General features: G+C 66.4%; 25 protein-coding genes. All 25 read left to right on the forward strand.

Features of this window, described 5'->3' with window-relative positions; genetic code table 11:
* Nucleotides 1–4: 4 nt before the first annotated feature.
* Entirely contained in the window at nucleotides 5–286 is a 282-nt protein-coding gene (gene rpsS, locus ACGFR9_RS04495) for a 30S ribosomal protein S19 (protein WP_030220994.1), read from the forward strand.
* Between the two features lie 44 nt (nucleotides 287–330).
* A complete protein-coding gene (gene rplV / locus ACGFR9_RS04500; protein ID WP_003974262.1) occupies nucleotides 331–678 on the forward strand; it encodes a 50S ribosomal protein L22 in 348 nt (115 codons plus the stop codon).
* Nucleotides 678–1,505, forward strand: coding sequence for a 30S ribosomal protein S3 (gene rpsC, locus ACGFR9_RS04505; protein WP_393202875.1), 828 nt, complete (start codon nucleotides 678–680; stop codon nucleotides 1,503–1,505). The genes rplV and rpsC overlap by 1 nt, the downstream gene beginning before the upstream one ends.
* A 5-nt stretch (nucleotides 1,506–1,510) precedes the next feature.
* Complete coding sequence (gene rplP, locus ACGFR9_RS04510) at nucleotides 1,511–1,930, forward strand: 50S ribosomal protein L16 (protein WP_004927269.1); 420 nt, start codon at nucleotides 1,511–1,513, stop codon at nucleotides 1,928–1,930.
* A complete protein-coding gene (rpmC, locus tag ACGFR9_RS04515) occupies nucleotides 1,930–2,154 on the forward strand; it encodes a 50S ribosomal protein L29 (RefSeq protein ID WP_030221001.1) in 225 nt (74 codons plus the stop codon). The genes rplP and rpmC overlap by 1 nt, the downstream gene beginning before the upstream one ends.
* The gene (gene rpsQ, locus ACGFR9_RS04520) at nucleotides 2,154–2,441 is read left to right on the forward strand and encodes a 30S ribosomal protein S17 (protein ID WP_030221003.1); all 288 of its coding nucleotides are present in this window, start codon (nucleotides 2,154–2,156) and stop codon (nucleotides 2,439–2,441) included. Before rpmC ends, rpsQ begins: the two co-directional genes overlap by 1 nt.
* A gap of 128 nt (nucleotides 2,442–2,569) precedes the next feature.
* The gene (gene rplN / locus ACGFR9_RS04525) at nucleotides 2,570–2,938 is read left to right on the forward strand and encodes a 50S ribosomal protein L14 (protein ID WP_003992364.1); all 369 of its coding nucleotides are present in this window, start codon (nucleotides 2,570–2,572) and stop codon (nucleotides 2,936–2,938) included.
* 2 nt (nucleotides 2,939–2,940) lie between these two features.
* On the forward strand, nucleotides 2,941–3,264 hold the full coding sequence (gene rplX, locus ACGFR9_RS04530; protein WP_030221007.1) for a 50S ribosomal protein L24: 324 nt from the start codon (nucleotides 2,941–2,943) through the stop codon (nucleotides 3,262–3,264).
* On the forward strand, nucleotides 3,264–3,821 hold the full coding sequence (gene rplE, locus ACGFR9_RS04535) for a 50S ribosomal protein L5 (protein ID WP_006130773.1): 558 nt from the start codon (nucleotides 3,264–3,266) through the stop codon (nucleotides 3,819–3,821). Before rplX ends, rplE begins: the two co-directional genes overlap by 1 nt.
* Nucleotides 3,822–3,826: 5 nt before the next feature.
* A complete protein-coding gene (locus ACGFR9_RS04540; protein WP_003948630.1) occupies nucleotides 3,827–4,012 on the forward strand; it encodes a type Z 30S ribosomal protein S14 in 186 nt (61 codons plus the stop codon).
* Nucleotides 4,013–4,223: 211 nt separating this feature from the next.
* Complete coding sequence (gene rpsH / locus ACGFR9_RS04545; RefSeq protein ID WP_030221010.1) at nucleotides 4,224–4,622, forward strand: 30S ribosomal protein S8; 399 nt, start codon at nucleotides 4,224–4,226, stop codon at nucleotides 4,620–4,622.
* A 24-nt stretch (nucleotides 4,623–4,646) separates the two neighbouring features.
* Entirely contained in the window at nucleotides 4,647–5,186 is a 540-nt protein-coding gene (gene rplF, locus ACGFR9_RS04550) for a 50S ribosomal protein L6 (RefSeq protein WP_030221012.1), read from the forward strand.
* Nucleotides 5,187–5,189: 3 nt separating this feature from the next.
* Nucleotides 5,190–5,573, forward strand: coding sequence for a 50S ribosomal protein L18 (gene rplR, locus ACGFR9_RS04555; RefSeq protein ID WP_311642544.1), 384 nt, complete (start codon nucleotides 5,190–5,192; stop codon nucleotides 5,571–5,573).
* Nucleotides 5,574–5,614: 41 nt separating this feature from the next.
* On the forward strand, nucleotides 5,615–6,220 hold the full coding sequence (gene rpsE, locus ACGFR9_RS04560) for a 30S ribosomal protein S5 (protein WP_189558415.1): 606 nt from the start codon (nucleotides 5,615–5,617) through the stop codon (nucleotides 6,218–6,220).
* A 2-nt stretch (nucleotides 6,221–6,222) separates the two neighbouring features.
* Nucleotides 6,223–6,405 carry a 50S ribosomal protein L30 gene (gene rpmD / locus ACGFR9_RS04565; RefSeq protein WP_003974250.1) on the forward strand — a complete coding sequence of 61 codons (183 nt, stop codon included), beginning with the start codon at nucleotides 6,223–6,225 and terminating at the stop codon, nucleotides 6,403–6,405.
* 2 nt (nucleotides 6,406–6,407) lie between these two features.
* Complete coding sequence (gene rplO, locus ACGFR9_RS04570) at nucleotides 6,408–6,863, forward strand: 50S ribosomal protein L15 (RefSeq protein WP_393202880.1); 456 nt, start codon at nucleotides 6,408–6,410, stop codon at nucleotides 6,861–6,863.
* A gap of 243 nt (nucleotides 6,864–7,106) precedes the next feature.
* Nucleotides 7,107–8,420, forward strand: a complete 1,314-nt coding sequence (gene secY, locus ACGFR9_RS04575) for a preprotein translocase subunit SecY (protein ID WP_393202882.1) — start codon at nucleotides 7,107–7,109, stop codon at nucleotides 8,418–8,420.
* Nucleotides 8,420–9,070, forward strand: a complete 651-nt coding sequence (locus ACGFR9_RS04580) for an adenylate kinase (protein WP_030221025.1) — start codon at nucleotides 8,420–8,422, stop codon at nucleotides 9,068–9,070. The genes secY and ACGFR9_RS04580 overlap by 1 nt, the downstream gene beginning before the upstream one ends.
* A gap of 465 nt (nucleotides 9,071–9,535) precedes the next feature.
* Nucleotides 9,536–10,372: a type I methionyl aminopeptidase gene (map, locus tag ACGFR9_RS04585; protein ID WP_393202884.1), complete on the forward strand. Its 837-nt coding sequence runs from the start codon at nucleotides 9,536–9,538 to the stop codon at nucleotides 10,370–10,372.
* A 360-nt stretch (nucleotides 10,373–10,732) separates the two neighbouring features.
* Nucleotides 10,733–10,954 carry a translation initiation factor IF-1 gene (gene infA, locus ACGFR9_RS04590; protein WP_003948620.1) on the forward strand — a complete coding sequence of 74 codons (222 nt, stop codon included), beginning with the start codon at nucleotides 10,733–10,735 and terminating at the stop codon, nucleotides 10,952–10,954.
* A gap of 59 nt (nucleotides 10,955–11,013) precedes the next feature.
* Complete coding sequence (rpmJ, locus tag ACGFR9_RS04595; protein WP_003998809.1) at nucleotides 11,014–11,127, forward strand: 50S ribosomal protein L36; 114 nt, start codon at nucleotides 11,014–11,016, stop codon at nucleotides 11,125–11,127.
* Nucleotides 11,128–11,338: 211 nt separating this feature from the next.
* Complete coding sequence (rpsM, locus tag ACGFR9_RS04600) at nucleotides 11,339–11,719, forward strand: 30S ribosomal protein S13 (RefSeq protein ID WP_030221030.1); 381 nt, start codon at nucleotides 11,339–11,341, stop codon at nucleotides 11,717–11,719.
* Nucleotides 11,720–11,786: 67 nt separating this feature from the next.
* On the forward strand, nucleotides 11,787–12,191 hold the full coding sequence (gene rpsK, locus ACGFR9_RS04605; protein WP_003956432.1) for a 30S ribosomal protein S11: 405 nt from the start codon (nucleotides 11,787–11,789) through the stop codon (nucleotides 12,189–12,191).
* A 145-nt stretch (nucleotides 12,192–12,336) separates the two neighbouring features.
* Nucleotides 12,337–13,359, forward strand: a complete 1,023-nt coding sequence (locus ACGFR9_RS04610) for a DNA-directed RNA polymerase subunit alpha (protein WP_003966937.1) — start codon at nucleotides 12,337–12,339, stop codon at nucleotides 13,357–13,359.
* A gap of 198 nt (nucleotides 13,360–13,557) precedes the next feature.
* Nucleotides 13,558–14,061 (forward strand): 50S ribosomal protein L17, encoded by a 504-nt coding sequence (rplQ, locus tag ACGFR9_RS04615; RefSeq protein ID WP_393202887.1) that lies wholly within the window; start codon nucleotides 13,558–13,560, stop codon nucleotides 14,059–14,061.
* Nucleotides 14,062–14,136: the final 75 nt, after the last annotated feature.

The raw sequence follows: 14,136 nt of genomic DNA on the forward strand, positions 1-14,136 counted from the left end.
TGAGATGCCTCGTAGCTTGAAGAAGGGACCCTTCGTCGACGACCACCTGATCAAGAAGGTGGACGTCCAGAACGAAGCCGGTACCAAGAACGTCATCAAGACCTGGTCCCGTCGCTCGATGATCGTCCCGGCGATGCTGGGCCACACGATCGCGGTGCACAATGGCAAGATCCACATCCCGGTGTTTGTCACCGAGTCGATGGTCGGCCACAAGCTCGGCGAGTTCTCGCCGACCCGCACCTTCCGGGGCCACGTCAAGGACGACCGGAAGTCGAAGCGCCGCTAGTCGGCGGGGTGCAATCGACCATGACAGACACTGAAGGGACAACCATGGAAGCCAGGGCCCAGGCGCGGTACATCCGCGTCACGCCCATGAAGGCCCGCCGCGTGGTGGACCTCATCCGTGGCATGGATGCCACGGAGGCTCAGGCGGTCCTGCGTTTCGCCCCGCAGGCCGCGAGCGTGCCGGTGGGCAAGGTGCTGGACAGCGCCATTGCCAACGCCGCGCACAACTACGACCACACCGACGCCGACAGCCTCTTCATTTCCGAGGCGTACGTCGACGAGGGCCCGACCCTGAAGCGGTTCCGGCCGCGTGCCCAGGGCCGCGCCTACCGGATCCGCAAGCGGACCAGCCACATCACCGTGGTCGTCAGCAGCAAGGAAGGAACCCGGTAATGGGCCAGAAGGTTAACCCGCATGGGTTCCGGCTCGGCATCACCACCGACTTCAAGTCGCGCTGGTACGCCGACAAGCTGTACAAGGACTACGTCAAGGAAGACGTCGCCATCCGTCGGATGATGACGTCCGGCATGGAGCGCGCCGGCATCTCGAAGGTGGAGATCGAGCGCACCCGTGACCGTGTCCGTGTGGACATCCACACCGCGCGTCCGGGCATCGTGATCGGCCGCCGTGGCGCCGAGGCCGACCGCATCCGCGGTGACCTCGAGAAGCTCACGGGCAAGCAGGTCCAGCTCAACATCCTCGAGGTCAAGAGCCCGGAGACGGACGCTCAGCTGGTGGCCCAGGCCGTCGCCGAGCAGCTGTCCTCCCGCGTCTCCTTCCGTCGTGCCATGCGCAAGAGCATGCAGGGCACGATGAAGGCCGGCGCCAAGGGCATCAAGATCCAGTGCGGTGGCCGCCTCGGCGGTGCCGAGATGTCCCGCTCGGAGTTCTACCGCGAGGGCCGTGTGCCCCTGCACACGCTCCGCGCGAACGTGGACTACGGCTTCTTCGAGGCCAAGACGACCTTCGGCCGCATCGGTGTGAAGGTCTGGATCTACAAGGGCGACGTCAAGAACATCGCCGAGGTCCGCGCCGAGAACGCTGCTGCCCGCGCCGGCAACCGCCCGGCCCGCGGCGGTGCCGACCGCCCGGCCCGTGGTGGCCGCGGTGGCGAGCGTGGCGGTCGCGGCCGCAAGCCGCAGCAGGCTCCCGCTGCCGAGGCCACCAAGGCCGAGGCTCCGGCTGCCGCTCCGGCTGAGAGCACCGGAACGGAGGCCTGACCGACATGCTGATCCCCCGTAGGGTCAAGCACCGCAAGCAGCACCACCCGAAGCGCCGCGGTCAGGCCAAGGGCGGTACGACGGTCGCGTTCGGCGAGTACGGCATCCAGGCCCTCACGCCGGCGTACGTGACCAACCGCCAGATCGAGGCGGCCCGTATCGCGATGACCCGCCACATCAAGCGTGGCGGCAAGGTCTGGATCAACATCTACCCGGACCGCCCGCTCACGAAGAAGCCGGCCGAGACCCGCATGGGTTCCGGTAAGGGTTCGCCCGAGTGGTGGATCGCGAACGTGCACCCGGGCCGGGTCATGTTCGAGCTGTCCTACCCCAACGAGAAGATCGCCCGTGAGGCCCTCACTCGCGCAGCGCACAAGCTGCCGATGAAGTGCCGGATCGTCAAGCGCGAGGCAGGTGAAGCGTGATGTCGGCCGGTACCAAGGCGTCCGAGCTGCGCGAGCTGGGTGACGAGGAGCTTCTGGGGAAGCTCCGCGAAGCCAAGGAAGAGCTGTTCAACCTCCGCTTCCAGGCGGCGACCGGACAGCTTGAGAACCATGGCCGTCTGAAGGCGGTCCGCAAGGACATCGCGCGGATCTACACCCTGATGCGCGAGCGTGAGCTGGGCATCGAAACGGTGGAGAACGCCTGATGAGCGAGAACAACGTGACTGAGACCAACCCCGAGGTCCGGGGTGACCGTAAGACCCGCGAGGGCATCGTCGTCAGCGACAAGATGGACAAGACCGTCGTCGTCGCCGTCGAGGACCGCAAGAAGCACGCGCTGTACGGCAAGGTCATCCGCAGCACGAGCAAGCTCAAGGCCCACGACGAGCAGAACGCCGCCGGCATCGGCGACCGCGTCCTCCTGATGGAGACCCGGCCGCTGTCCGCGACGAAGCACTGGCGCATCGTCGAGATCCTCGAGAAGGCCAAGTAGGCAATTCCCGCAAGGGAGTTCCCACAAGTACGTTCCCGCGGGGCATTCCCCGCAGGACAGTTCCGCCAGGCTCCGGGGGCCGATCCTGATCGGCCCCCGGGGAACCGGCAGACAAACAGGAGATAGACGTGATCCAGCAGGAGTCGCGACTGCGCGTCGCCGACAACACAGGTGCGAAGGAAATCCTTTGCATCCGTGTGCTCGGTGGCTCCGGTCGCCGCTACGCGGGCATCGGTGACGTCATCGTCGCCACCGTCAAGGACGCGATCCCCGGTGGCAACGTGAAGAAGGGTGACGTCATCAAGGCGGTCATCGTTCGCACCGTCAAGGAGCGCCGCCGTCCGGACGGCTCGTACATCCGCTTCGACGAGAACGCCGCCGTCATTCTGAAGAACGACGGCGACCCTCGCGGCACCCGTATCTTCGGCCCCGTGGGCCGTGAGCTGCGCGAGAAGAAGTTCATGAAGATCATCTCCCTCGCGCCGGAGGTGCTGTGAGCATGAAGATCAAGAAGGGTGACCTGGTCCAGGTCGTCACCGGCAAGGACAAGGGTAAGCAGGGCAAGGTCATCGCGGCCTTCCCCCGTGAGGACCGCGTCCTGGTCGAGGGTGTCAACCGGGTCAAGAAGCACACCAAGGCCGGCCCGACCGCCGGCGGTTCGCAGGCCGGTGGCATCGTGACCACCGAGGCCCCGGTCCACGTCTCCAACGTCCAGCTGGTCGTGGAGAAGGACGGCAAGAAGGTCGTCACGCGCGTCGGTTACCGCTTCGACGACGAGGGCAACAAGATCCGCGTTGCCAAGCGGACGGGTGAGGACATCTGATGACGACCACCACCACTCCGCGTCTGAAGACGAAGTACCGCGAGGAGATCGCGGGCAAGCTGCGTGAGCAGTTCTCCTACGAGAACGTCATGCAGGTTCCCGGCCTCGTCAAGATCGTGGTCAACATGGGTGTGGGCGACGCCGCCCGCGACTCCAAGCTGATCGAGGGCGCCATCCGCGACCTCACCACGATCACCGGTCAGAAGCCGGCCGTCACCAAGGCCCGCAAGTCCATCGCGCAGTTCAAGCTGCGTGAGGGCCAGCCGATCGGTGCGCACGTCACGCTCCGCGGCGACCGCATGTGGGAGTTCCTGGACCGCACCCTGTCGCTCGCGCTGCCGCGCATCCGCGACTTCCGCGGTCTGTCCCCCAAGCAGTTCGACGGCCGTGGCAACTACACCTTCGGTCTCACGGAGCAGGTCATGTTCCACGAGATCGACCAGGACAAGATCGACCGTGTCCGGGGTATGGACATCACCGTGGTCACCACGGCGACCAACGACGAAGAGGGCCGTGCCCTTCTCCGTCACCTCGGCTTCCCGTTCAAGGAGGCGTGAGCGAGATGGCGAAGAAGGCTCTCATCGCGAAGGCTGCTCGCAAGCCCAAGTTCGGAGTGCGCGGCTACACCCGCTGCCAGCGCTGCGGTCGTCCGCACTCCGTGTACCGCAAGTTCGGCCTGTGCCGCGTGTGCCTTCGTGAGATGGCTCACCGTGGCGAGCTGCCGGGCGTGACCAAGAGCTCCTGGTAATCCGGTAATTCCGGACTCCCAGGGCTCTCGGTAAGCAATGGGGACGGCAGGAGGCCCGCTCCGTATGGCTTAGGCTTGCGGGGTTGGGCACCTGCCGTGCCTAGACGACTTACTACGCCGTAGGTCCACCGCGCCGCACCCGTCCCGTCTCGGATCGGGGAGAGGGATGGCGCACCAGGAAACCACGGCGAGAGAGGCCGAAGGCCAATTCATGACCATGACTGATCCGATCGCAGACATGCTCACGCGTCTGCGGAACGCGAACTCGGCGTACCACGACACCGTGGCGATGCCGCACTCGAAGATCAAGTCGCACATCGCGGAGATCCTCCAGCAGGAGGGCTTCATCACGGGCTGGAAGACCGAGGACGCCGAGGTCGGCAAGAACCTCGTCCTCGAGCTGAAGTTCGGCCCGAACCGTGAGCGCTCCATCGCGGGCATCAAGCGGATCTCCAAGCCCGGTCTCCGGGTGTACGCGAAGTCCACCAACCTGCCGAAGGTGCTGGGCGGCCTCGGCGTGGCGATCATCTCCACGTCGCACGGGCTCCTCACTGGACAGCAGGCCGGCAAGAAGGGCGTGGGTGGGGAAGTCCTCGCCTACGTCTGGTAGCGGAAGGGAACGGAGGAAACAGCTATGTCGCGCATCGGCAAGCTCCCCATCGCGGTTCCCGCCGGCGTGGACGTCACCATCGACGGCCGTACGGTTTCGGTCAAGGGCCCCAAGGGCTCGCTGACCCACACCGTCGTGGCGCCGATCGAGATCGCCAAGGGTGAGGACGGCGTGCTGAGCGTCACCCGCCCCAACGACGAGCGTCAGAACAAGGCCCTGCACGGCCTGTCCCGCACGCTGGTGGCGAACATGATCACCGGCGTGACCCAGGGTTACGTGAAGAAGCTCGAGATCAGCGGTGTCGGTTACCGCGTGCTCGCCAAGGGTTCGAACCTGGAGTTCTCCCTCGGTTACAGCCACTCGATCACGGTCGAGGCCCCCGAGGGCATCACCTTCAAGGTCGAGAACCCGACGCACTTCTCGGTCGAGGGCATCGACAAGCAGAAGGTCGGCGAGGTTGCGGCGAACATCCGCAAGCTGCGCAAGCCCGACCCGTACAAGGCCAAGGGTGTCAAGTACGAGGGCGAAGTCATCCGGCGCAAGGTCGGAAAGGCGGGTAAGTAAGCCATGGCATACGGGCAGAAGATCCTCAAGGGCGACGCCTACAAGCGTGCTGCTATCAAGCGTCGTCACATCCGGATCCGCAAGAATGTCTCTGGTACCGCCGAGCGTCCCCGCCTGGTCGTGACCCGTTCCAACCGCCACATCGTGGCGCAGGTGATCGACGACCTGAAGGGTCACACCCTGGCGTCGGCCTCCACTCTGGACGCGTCGGTCCGTGGTGGCGAGGGCGACAAGTCCTCGCAGGCCAAGCAGGTCGGTGCCCTGGTCGCGGAACGCGCCAAGGCCGCCGGTGTCGAGGCTGTCGTATTCGACCGCGGTGGCAACCAGTACGCGGGGCGCATCGCCGCCCTGGCGGACGCCGCCCGCGAAGCCGGACTGAAGTTCTGAGCCGGTTCCGTAGCTAGCGGAAACAGAGAGAGGTAATTCCAATGGCTGGACCCCAGCGCCGCGGTGGCGGTGCCGGTGGCGGCGAGCGGCGGGACCGGAAGGGCCGTGACGGCGGCGCAGCTGCCGCCGAGAAGACCGCGTACGTTGAGCGCGTTGTCGCGATCAACCGCGTCGCCAAGGTTGTGAAGGGTGGTCGTCGCTTCAGCTTCACCGCGCTGGTCGTGGTGGGCGACGGTGACGGCACCGTGGGTGTCGGATACGGCAAGGCCAAGGAGGTGCCGGCCGCCATCGCCAAGGGCGTTGAGGAGGCCAAGAAGCACTTCTTCAAGGTCCCCCGTATCCAGGGCACCATCCCGCACCCCATCCAGGGTGAGAAGGCTGCCGGCGTCGTGCTGCTCAAGCCCGCGTCGCCCGGTACCGGTGTGATCGCCGGTGGTCCGGTGCGCGCCGTGCTCGAGTGCGCCGGTATCCACGATGTGCTGTCGAAGTCGCTCGGCTCCGACAACCAGATCAACATCGTGCACGCGACCGTGGCGGCCCTCAAGGGCCTGCAGCGTCCCGAGGAGATCGCGGCCCGCCGTGGTCTGCCGCTCGAGGACGTCGCCCCCGCGGCTCTTCTCCGTGCACGTGCCGGGGCGGGTGCGTAATCATGGCGCAGCTCAAGATTACGCAGGTCAAGTCCTACATCGGCAGCAAGCAGAACCACCGTGACACCCTGCGTTCCCTTGGTCTCAAGGGCATCAACACGCAGGTCGTCAAGGAGGACCGCCCCGAGTTCCGCGGAATGGTGCACACCGTCCGCCACCTCGTGACGGTCGAGGAGGTCGACTGATCATGGCGGAGAACAACCCGCTCAAGATCCACAACCTCCGTCCCGCCCCCGGCGCCAAGACCGCGAAGACCCGTGTCGGTCGTGGTGAGGCGTCGAAGGGTAAGACGGCCGGTCGTGGTACGAAGGGCACCAAGGCCCGTTACCAGGTTCCGGAGCGCTTCGAGGGTGGCCAGATGCCCCTCCACATGCGTCTCCCGAAGCTCAAGGGCTTCAAGAACCCGTTCAAGATCGAGTTCCAGGTCGTGAACCTGGACAAGCTCGCCTCCCTCTACCCCGAGGGCGGGGAGGTCACGGTCGAGGACCTGGTCGCCAAGGGTGCCGTGCGCAAGAACAGCCTCGTCAAGGTCCTGGGCCAGGGCGAGATCTCCGTGGCGCTGCAGGTGACGGTCGACGCCGTCTCCGGCTCCGCCAAGGAGAAGATCACCGCCGCCGGCGGTACCGTCACCGAGCTCGTCTGACTCCTTCAGGTGTCTTGATGACGTAGAGCGATCCCGACCGGGGATACCCCACAAAAGGGGTATCCCCGGTTGGTCGTTCCTAGGGTGGCAGTGTCGCCGGTAAGGTGGCCTGGCTGCCCATGTACCACGGGTGCCTCATAGGGGGCACTCTGGGCGGCAGTTGACCGTTACGCATTCGTCCTTAGTCGGAATCTCAAAACCGTCACCCTTGACGCAGTCGCGCGGGGGGTCGCAGGAGGCACCGTGCTCACCGCGTTCGCCCGGGCGTTCAAGACGCCCGACCTGCGCAAGAAGCTGCTCTTCACGCTCGGCATCATCGTGGTGTACCGGGTCGGTACGCACATCCCGATCCCGGGCGTCGACTACCGGAACGTCCAAATCTGCCTCGACCAGGCCGAGGCGAACCAGGGCCTGTTCGGTCTGGTGAACATGTTCAGCGGCGGCGCGCTGCTCCAGATCACGATCTTCGCGCTGGGCATCATGCCGTACATCACGGCGAGCATCATCCTGCAGCTGCTGACCGTCGTGATCCCGCGCCTGGAAGCCCTGAAGAAGGAGGGCCAGGCCGGTACGGCGAAGATCACGCAGTACACCCGTTATCTGACGGTGGCACTGGCCATTCTGCAGGGCACCGGCCTGGTGGCCACCGCCCGCAGCGGCTCGCTCTTCCAGGGCTGCTCGGTGGGTGGCCAGATCGTCCCGGACCGGTCGATGTTCGTGACCATCACCATGGTCGTCACCATGACCGCCGGTACGGCCGTCGTCATGTGGCTCGGTGAGCTCATCACCGACCGCGGCATCGGCAACGGCATGTCGATCCTGATGTTCATCTCGATCGCCGCGACCTTCCCCTCCGCCCTGTGGGCGATCAAGGAGCAGGGCACCCTGGCGGACGGCTGGATCGAGTTCGGCACCGTCATGATCGTCGGGTTCGTCATGGTCGGCCTGGTGGTCTTCGTCGAGCAGGCCCAGCGCCGGATTCCGGTGCAGTACGCGAAGCGCATGATCGGCCGCCGTTCCTACGGCGGTACGTCCACCTACATCCCGCTCAAGGTGAACCAGGCGGGTGTCATCCCCGTCATCTTCGCCTCGTCGCTGCTTTACATTCCGGCGCTGATCGTCCAGTTCTCCAGTTCGACGGCCGGTTGGGCCACCTGGATCCAGAAGAACCTCGCCGACACGGGCGCGACCCCGCACATCATCCTGTACTTCTTCCTCATCGTGTTCTTCGCGTTCTTCTATGTGGCGATCACCTTCAACCCCGAAGAAGTCGCCGACAACATGAAGAAGTATGGTGGCTTCATCCCGGGCATCCGGGCTGGCCGACCGACCGCTGAGTACCTCAGCTACGTACTCAACCGGATCACCTGGCCGGGCTCGCTGTACTTGGGTCTGATCTCTCTCGTGCCGACAATGGCGTTGGCTGGTTTCGGGGCAAACCAGAACTTCCCGTTCGGCGGGACCAGCATCCTGATCATCGTGGGTGTCGGTCTCGAGACGGTGAGGCAGATCGAGAGCCAGCTCCAGCAGCGCAATTACGAAGGGTTCCTCCGCTGATGCGAATCGTCCTCGTCGGGCCGCCGGGTGCCGGTAAAGGTACGCAGGCGACCCGCCTTGCCGAGAAACTGCGCATCCCGCACATCTCCACGGGTGACCTGTTCCGCGCCAACATCAGCCGGCAGACCGAGCTGGGGAAGCTCGCGAAGTCCTACATGGACGCGGGCAATCTCGTCCCCGACGAGGTCACGATCGCCATGGCCAAGGACCGCATGGAGCAGTCCGACGCCGAGGGCGGTTTCCTGCTGGACGGCTTCCCGCGCAACGTGTCGCAGGCCGGCGCGCTGGACGAGCTGCTGCAGACCGAGGGCATCAAGCTGGACGCGGTGCTCGATCTGGAAGCGCCCGAGGACGAGGTGGTCAAGCGGATCGCCGGGCGGCGGGTCTGCCGCAAGGACTCCGCGCATGTGTTCCATGTGACGTACAGCCCGCCGAAGCAGGAGGGTGTTTGCGACGTCTGTGGTGGTGAGCTGTACCAGCGGGACGACGACTCGGAGTCGACGGTGCGGACGCGGCTGGAGGTCTACCACACGCAGACCGAGCCGATCATCGACTACTACCGGGCGCAGGGGCTGGTTGTCACCATCTCGGCGATGGGTCCGGTCGATGAGGTCACCGCGCGGGCGCTGGAGGCGTTGAGCGGTAAGTAGTTCTGTGTACGTCGGTGACGGCCGCGGTTCCTTTTGCAAGGGGCCGCGGCTGTTGCTTGTGGCGGGGTTGGGCGGGGGTGGGTTGCGTGGCCCGGCGTTTGCGGGGTGCCGTCGCGCCCACCCGTGCGGCGGGGTTGGGCAGTCGCCCGGTGCTGGGGGTTGGGCGGGGGTGGGTTGCGTGGCCCGGCGTTTGCGGGGTGCCGTCGCGCCCACCCGTGCCGCCCCAGCGGCACGACTGCCCGCGGAGGGTGAGCGGTCGGCCGTCGTGGCGTCCCGGTGGCGCGGTTGCCTGCGGAGGGTGAGGGGCGGCCGTCGTGGCGTCCCGGTGGCGCGGTTGCCCGCGGAGGGGGCGAGGGTCGCCGTGCGGCAGGATCGTCCTTGGAGGGCGGGGCCCGCCGCGCCGACCTGGCGCAGTTATTGTGGTAGGCGTTCGTTACTCCCTGGTCCAGGAAGGCCGTCGTCCCCATGGTGCAGATCAAGAGCCCTGAGCAGATCGCCAAGATGCGTGAGGCAGGGTTGGTCGTTGCCGCCATTCACGCGGCCACCCGTGAGGCCGCCGTGCCCGGGGCCACCACGAAGGATCTGGACCAGGTCGCCCGCAAGGTGCTCGCGGAGCACGACGCCAAGCCGAACTTCCTCGGCTACGGCGGTTTCCCCGCGACGATCTGCACCTCGGTGAACGAGGTCGTCGTCCACGGCATCCCCTCCGACGACGTCGTCCTCAAGGACGGCGACATCATCTCCATCGACTGCGGCGCGATCATCGACGGCTGGCACGGCGACGCCGCGTACACCGCGTTCGTGGGCTCCGGGCACTCTCCCGAGCTGGTCGAGCTGTCCCGGGTGACCGAGGAGTCGATGTGGGCCGGCATCGCGGCCATGAAGCTGGGCAACCGGCTCGTCGACATCTCCCGCGCCGTCGAGACGTACATCCGCCGCCAGCCGAAGCCGGGCGGCGGCAAGTACGGGATCGTCGAGGACTACGGCGGTCACGGCATCGGTACCGAGATGCACATGGACCCGCACCTGCTGAACTACGTCGACCGCAAGCGCGGCAAGGGCCCCAAGCTGGTCCCGGGCTTCTGCCTGGCCATCGAGCCGATGGTCTCCCTGGGCACCCCGAAGACCGAGGTCCTCTCCGATGACTGGACCGTCATCACCACCGACGGCACCTGGTCCTCCCACTGGGAACACTCCGTCGCCCTCACTGCCGAGGGCCCCCTGGTCCTCACCGCCCCCGACGGCGGCAGGGCGAAGCTCGCGGAGCTGGGCATCACGGCGGCCCCGGATCCGCTGGGCTGACGGGCGGGCCCGTCGGCCGGAGGGCCGGCGCGGCGGCTCGAAGGCTGTGAGGCGCCACGGGCGCCGGGCCCACGAGAGCGGGCGTCCGGCGGCAAGGCGAAGCTCGCGGAGCCGAGGATCCCGGCGGCTCCGGATCGATCCGCTGGGCTGACGGGCGGGGCCGGGTGAGGTTCGTCGACCGGCCGGCGCCTTGGATCCGGTTGGTTAAGGATCTCGAGGGTGGGGCAGGATTTCTCGATTCGTGTTTCCGGGAGCCCTGACGTAGACTGACTCGTCGGCTCTCGTGCACCCGCATGTCTGCATGTATGACACACGGTGCACGCCAGAGTCGATCAAGGTAGTCGATTCGAAGGGCGAAGCGTGGCCAAGAAGCAAGGTGCCATCGAGATCGAGGGCACTGTCGTCGAGTCTCTTCCGAACGCCATGTTCAAGGTCGAGCTCCAGAACGGCCACCAGGTCCTGGCACACATCAGCGGCAAGATGCGTATGCACTACATCCGCATCCTCCCTGACGACCGGGTCGTGGTGGAGCTGTCTCCGTACGACCTGACGCGTGGCCGGATCGTCTACCGGTACAAGTAGATCTTGCCCCCACCCCGGCTCGCCGGGGCGATGGCACTGACCCGGAGAACCTCACACCCATGAAGGTCAAGCCGAGCGTCAAGAAGATCTGCGACAAGTGCAGGGTGATCCGCCGTCACGGCCGGGTCATGGTCATCTGCGAGAACCCGCGCCACAAGCAGCGCCAGGGCTGACCGCAGCACGATCGACCCTCTGCGACTTTCCGCAGAACTTCGCGCGACGCGAGTAACACACGTTCATACGCAGGTCCCGAGCCGAATCGGCTCGACACCCCCGGCTCGGAGGCTGGGGACCCTGTCCGTACCTAATCTTTGAAACAGAAGAGGCCGGCGGACTGGGATCCGGTCCTGTGGAAGACCTCCGACAATCAACTGGAGCCATTGAATGGCACGCGTTTCCGGTGTTGACATTCCGCGCGAAAAGCGCGTGGAGATCGCCCTCACCTACGTGTTCGGCATCGGCCGGACCCTTTCGCAGCAGACGCTGGCCGCCACCGGCATCGACCCGAACACCCGCGTTCGCGACCTCTCCGAGGAGCAGCTCGTCGCGATCCGTGAGTTCGTGGACAGCAACATCAAGACCGAGGGTGACCTCCGTCGCGAGATCCAGGCCGACATCCGCCGCAAGGTCGAGATCGGCACCTACCAGGGTCTCCGTCACCGTCGCGGTCTGCCCGTCCGCGGTCAGCGCACCAGCACCAACGCGCGTACCCGCAAGGGCCCGCGTCGCGCCATCGCCGGCAAGAAGAAGCCGGGCAAGAAGTAGTCCACAGCGGACTTCGCCGTCCAGCGGTCTTCGCTGTAGGACCGACCACCTCCCGTAGGAGTAACAGATGCCCCCCAAGGGTCGTCAGGGCGCTGCCAAGAAGGTGCGCCGCAAGGAAAAGAAGAACGTCGCTCACGGCCACGCGCACATCAAGAGCACGTTCAACAACACCATCGTGTCGATCACGGACCCGTCCGGCAACGTGATCTCCTGGGCCTCCGCCGGCCACGTCGGCTTCAAGGGCTCCCGGAAGTCCACGCCGTTCGCCGCGCAGATGGCCGCCGAGTCGGCTGCCCGCCGCGCCCAGGAGCACGGCATGCGCAAGGTCGACGTGTTCGTCAAGGGCCCGGGCTCCGGTCGTGAGACCGCGATCCGCTCCCTGCAGGCCACGGGCCTCGAGGTCGGCTCCATCCAGGACGTCACCCCGACCCCGCACAACGGCTGCCGCCCGCCGAAGCGCCGCCGCGTCTGAGGCACAGGCTTCCTGAGGTTCCGGGCGGTACGGCTCGTAAGGGCCGTATCGCCCGTACCCTTGCAGTAGCCGCACTTTTCACCGGGTGCGGTCTCCGTCGGACGTCAAATAGCGGGCGTCCACGAAAAAAGGATCTGATCACCACATGCTGATCGCTCAGCGTCCCTCGTTGACCGAAGAGGTCGTCGACGAATTCCGCTCCCGGTTCGTGATCGAGCCGCTGGAGCCGGGCTTCGGCTACACCCTCGGCAACTCCCTGCGCCGTACGCTCCTGTCGTCGATCCCCGGTGCCGCTGTCACCAGCATCCGCATCGACGGCGTCCTGCACGAGTTCACCACCGTGCCGGGCGTCAAGGAGGACGTCACCGACCTGATCCTCAACATCAAGCAGCTGGTCGTCTCCTCGGAGCACGACGAGCCCGTCGTGATGTACCTGCGCAAGCAGGGCCCGGGTCTGGTCACCGCCGCCGACATCGCGCCCCCGGCCGGTGTCGAGGTGCACAACCCCGACCTCGTCCTCGCCACGCTCAACGGCAAGGGCAAGCTGGAGATGGAGCTGACCGTCGAGCGCGGTCGCGGCTATGTCTCCGCCGTGCAGAACAAGCAGGTGGGCCAGGAGATCGGCCGTATCCCGGTCGACTCGATCTACTCGCCGGTTCTCAAGGTCACCTACAAGGTCGAGGCGACCCGTGTCGAGCAGCGCACCGACTTCGACAAGCTGATCGTCGACGTCGAGACCAAGCAGGCGATGCGTCCGCGTGACGCCATGGCCTCCGCCGGTAAGACCCTGGTCGAGCTGTTCGGTCTCGCCCGCGAGCTGAACATCGACGCCGAGGGCATCGACATGGGCCCGTCCCCCACGGACGCCGCCCTCGCCGCCGATCTGGCGCTGCCGATCGAGGAGCTCGAGCTCACCGTTCGGTCGTACAACTGCCTCAAGCGTGAGGGCATCCACTCCGTGGGTGAGCTGGTCGCCCGCTCCGAGGCCGATCTCCTCGACATCCGCAACTTCGGTGCGAAGTCGATCGACGAGGTCAAGGCGAAGCTGGCCGGTATGGGCCTCGCGCTCAAGGACAGCCCGCCCGGATTCGACCCCACCGCTGCTGCGGACGCGTTCGGCGCGGACGACGACGCGGACGCGGGCTTCGTGGAGACCGAGCAGTACTAGGCGCTCCGCGGGGCGGCCCGTTTTTCGGGTGCGGGTCGGCTGTGGCTGGTCGCGCCCACGCGACGGAGTCGCATATCGACACCTCCCCGCGCCCCTTCCAGGCCCCTTCGGGGGCCTGGATCTCCGACAGGCGACCGCCTGCTCGGATACTGACCCCGGTACCTGATACGGCCGGGGCAGACACCTAGGAGAAACACCATGCCGAGGCCCACCAAGGGTGCCCGTATGGGCGGCAGCGCCGCGCACGAGAAGCTCCTCCTCGCGAACCTCGCGAAGGCGCTGTTCGAGCACGGTCGCATCACCACCACCGAGGCGAAGGCGCGCAAGCTGCGTCCGTACGCCGAGCGTCTGGTCACCAAGGCGAAGAAGGGCGACCTTCACAACCGCCGTCAGGTGCTCCAGGTGATCACGGACAAGGGCATCGTCCACACGCTCTTCACCGAGATCGGCCCGCGCTACGAGAACCGTCCCGGTGGCTACACCCGCATCACCAAGATCGGTAACCGCCGTGGCGACAACGCGCCCATGGCCGTCATCGAGCTGGTCGAGGCGCTGACGGTGGCCCAGGAGGCGACCGGCGAGGCCGAGGCCGCGACGAAGCGTGCGGTCAAGGAAGACGCCCTCAAGAAGGACGAGGCCGTCGAGGCCAAGTCCGACGAGGCTGTCGAGGCCGCGCCGGCCGAGGAGTCGAAGGACGCGTAAGCCGTCCGGCGGGGATGTGTGTGGTTCGCGGCTGCGGCTATGTCGTGGCTGGTCGCGCGTACGCGGCGGAGCCGC

The organism is Streptomyces sp. NPDC048584, assembly GCF_043199595.1.
Classification (GTDB): Bacteria; Actinomycetota; Actinomycetes; order Streptomycetales; family Streptomycetaceae; genus Streptomyces; species Streptomyces edwardsiae.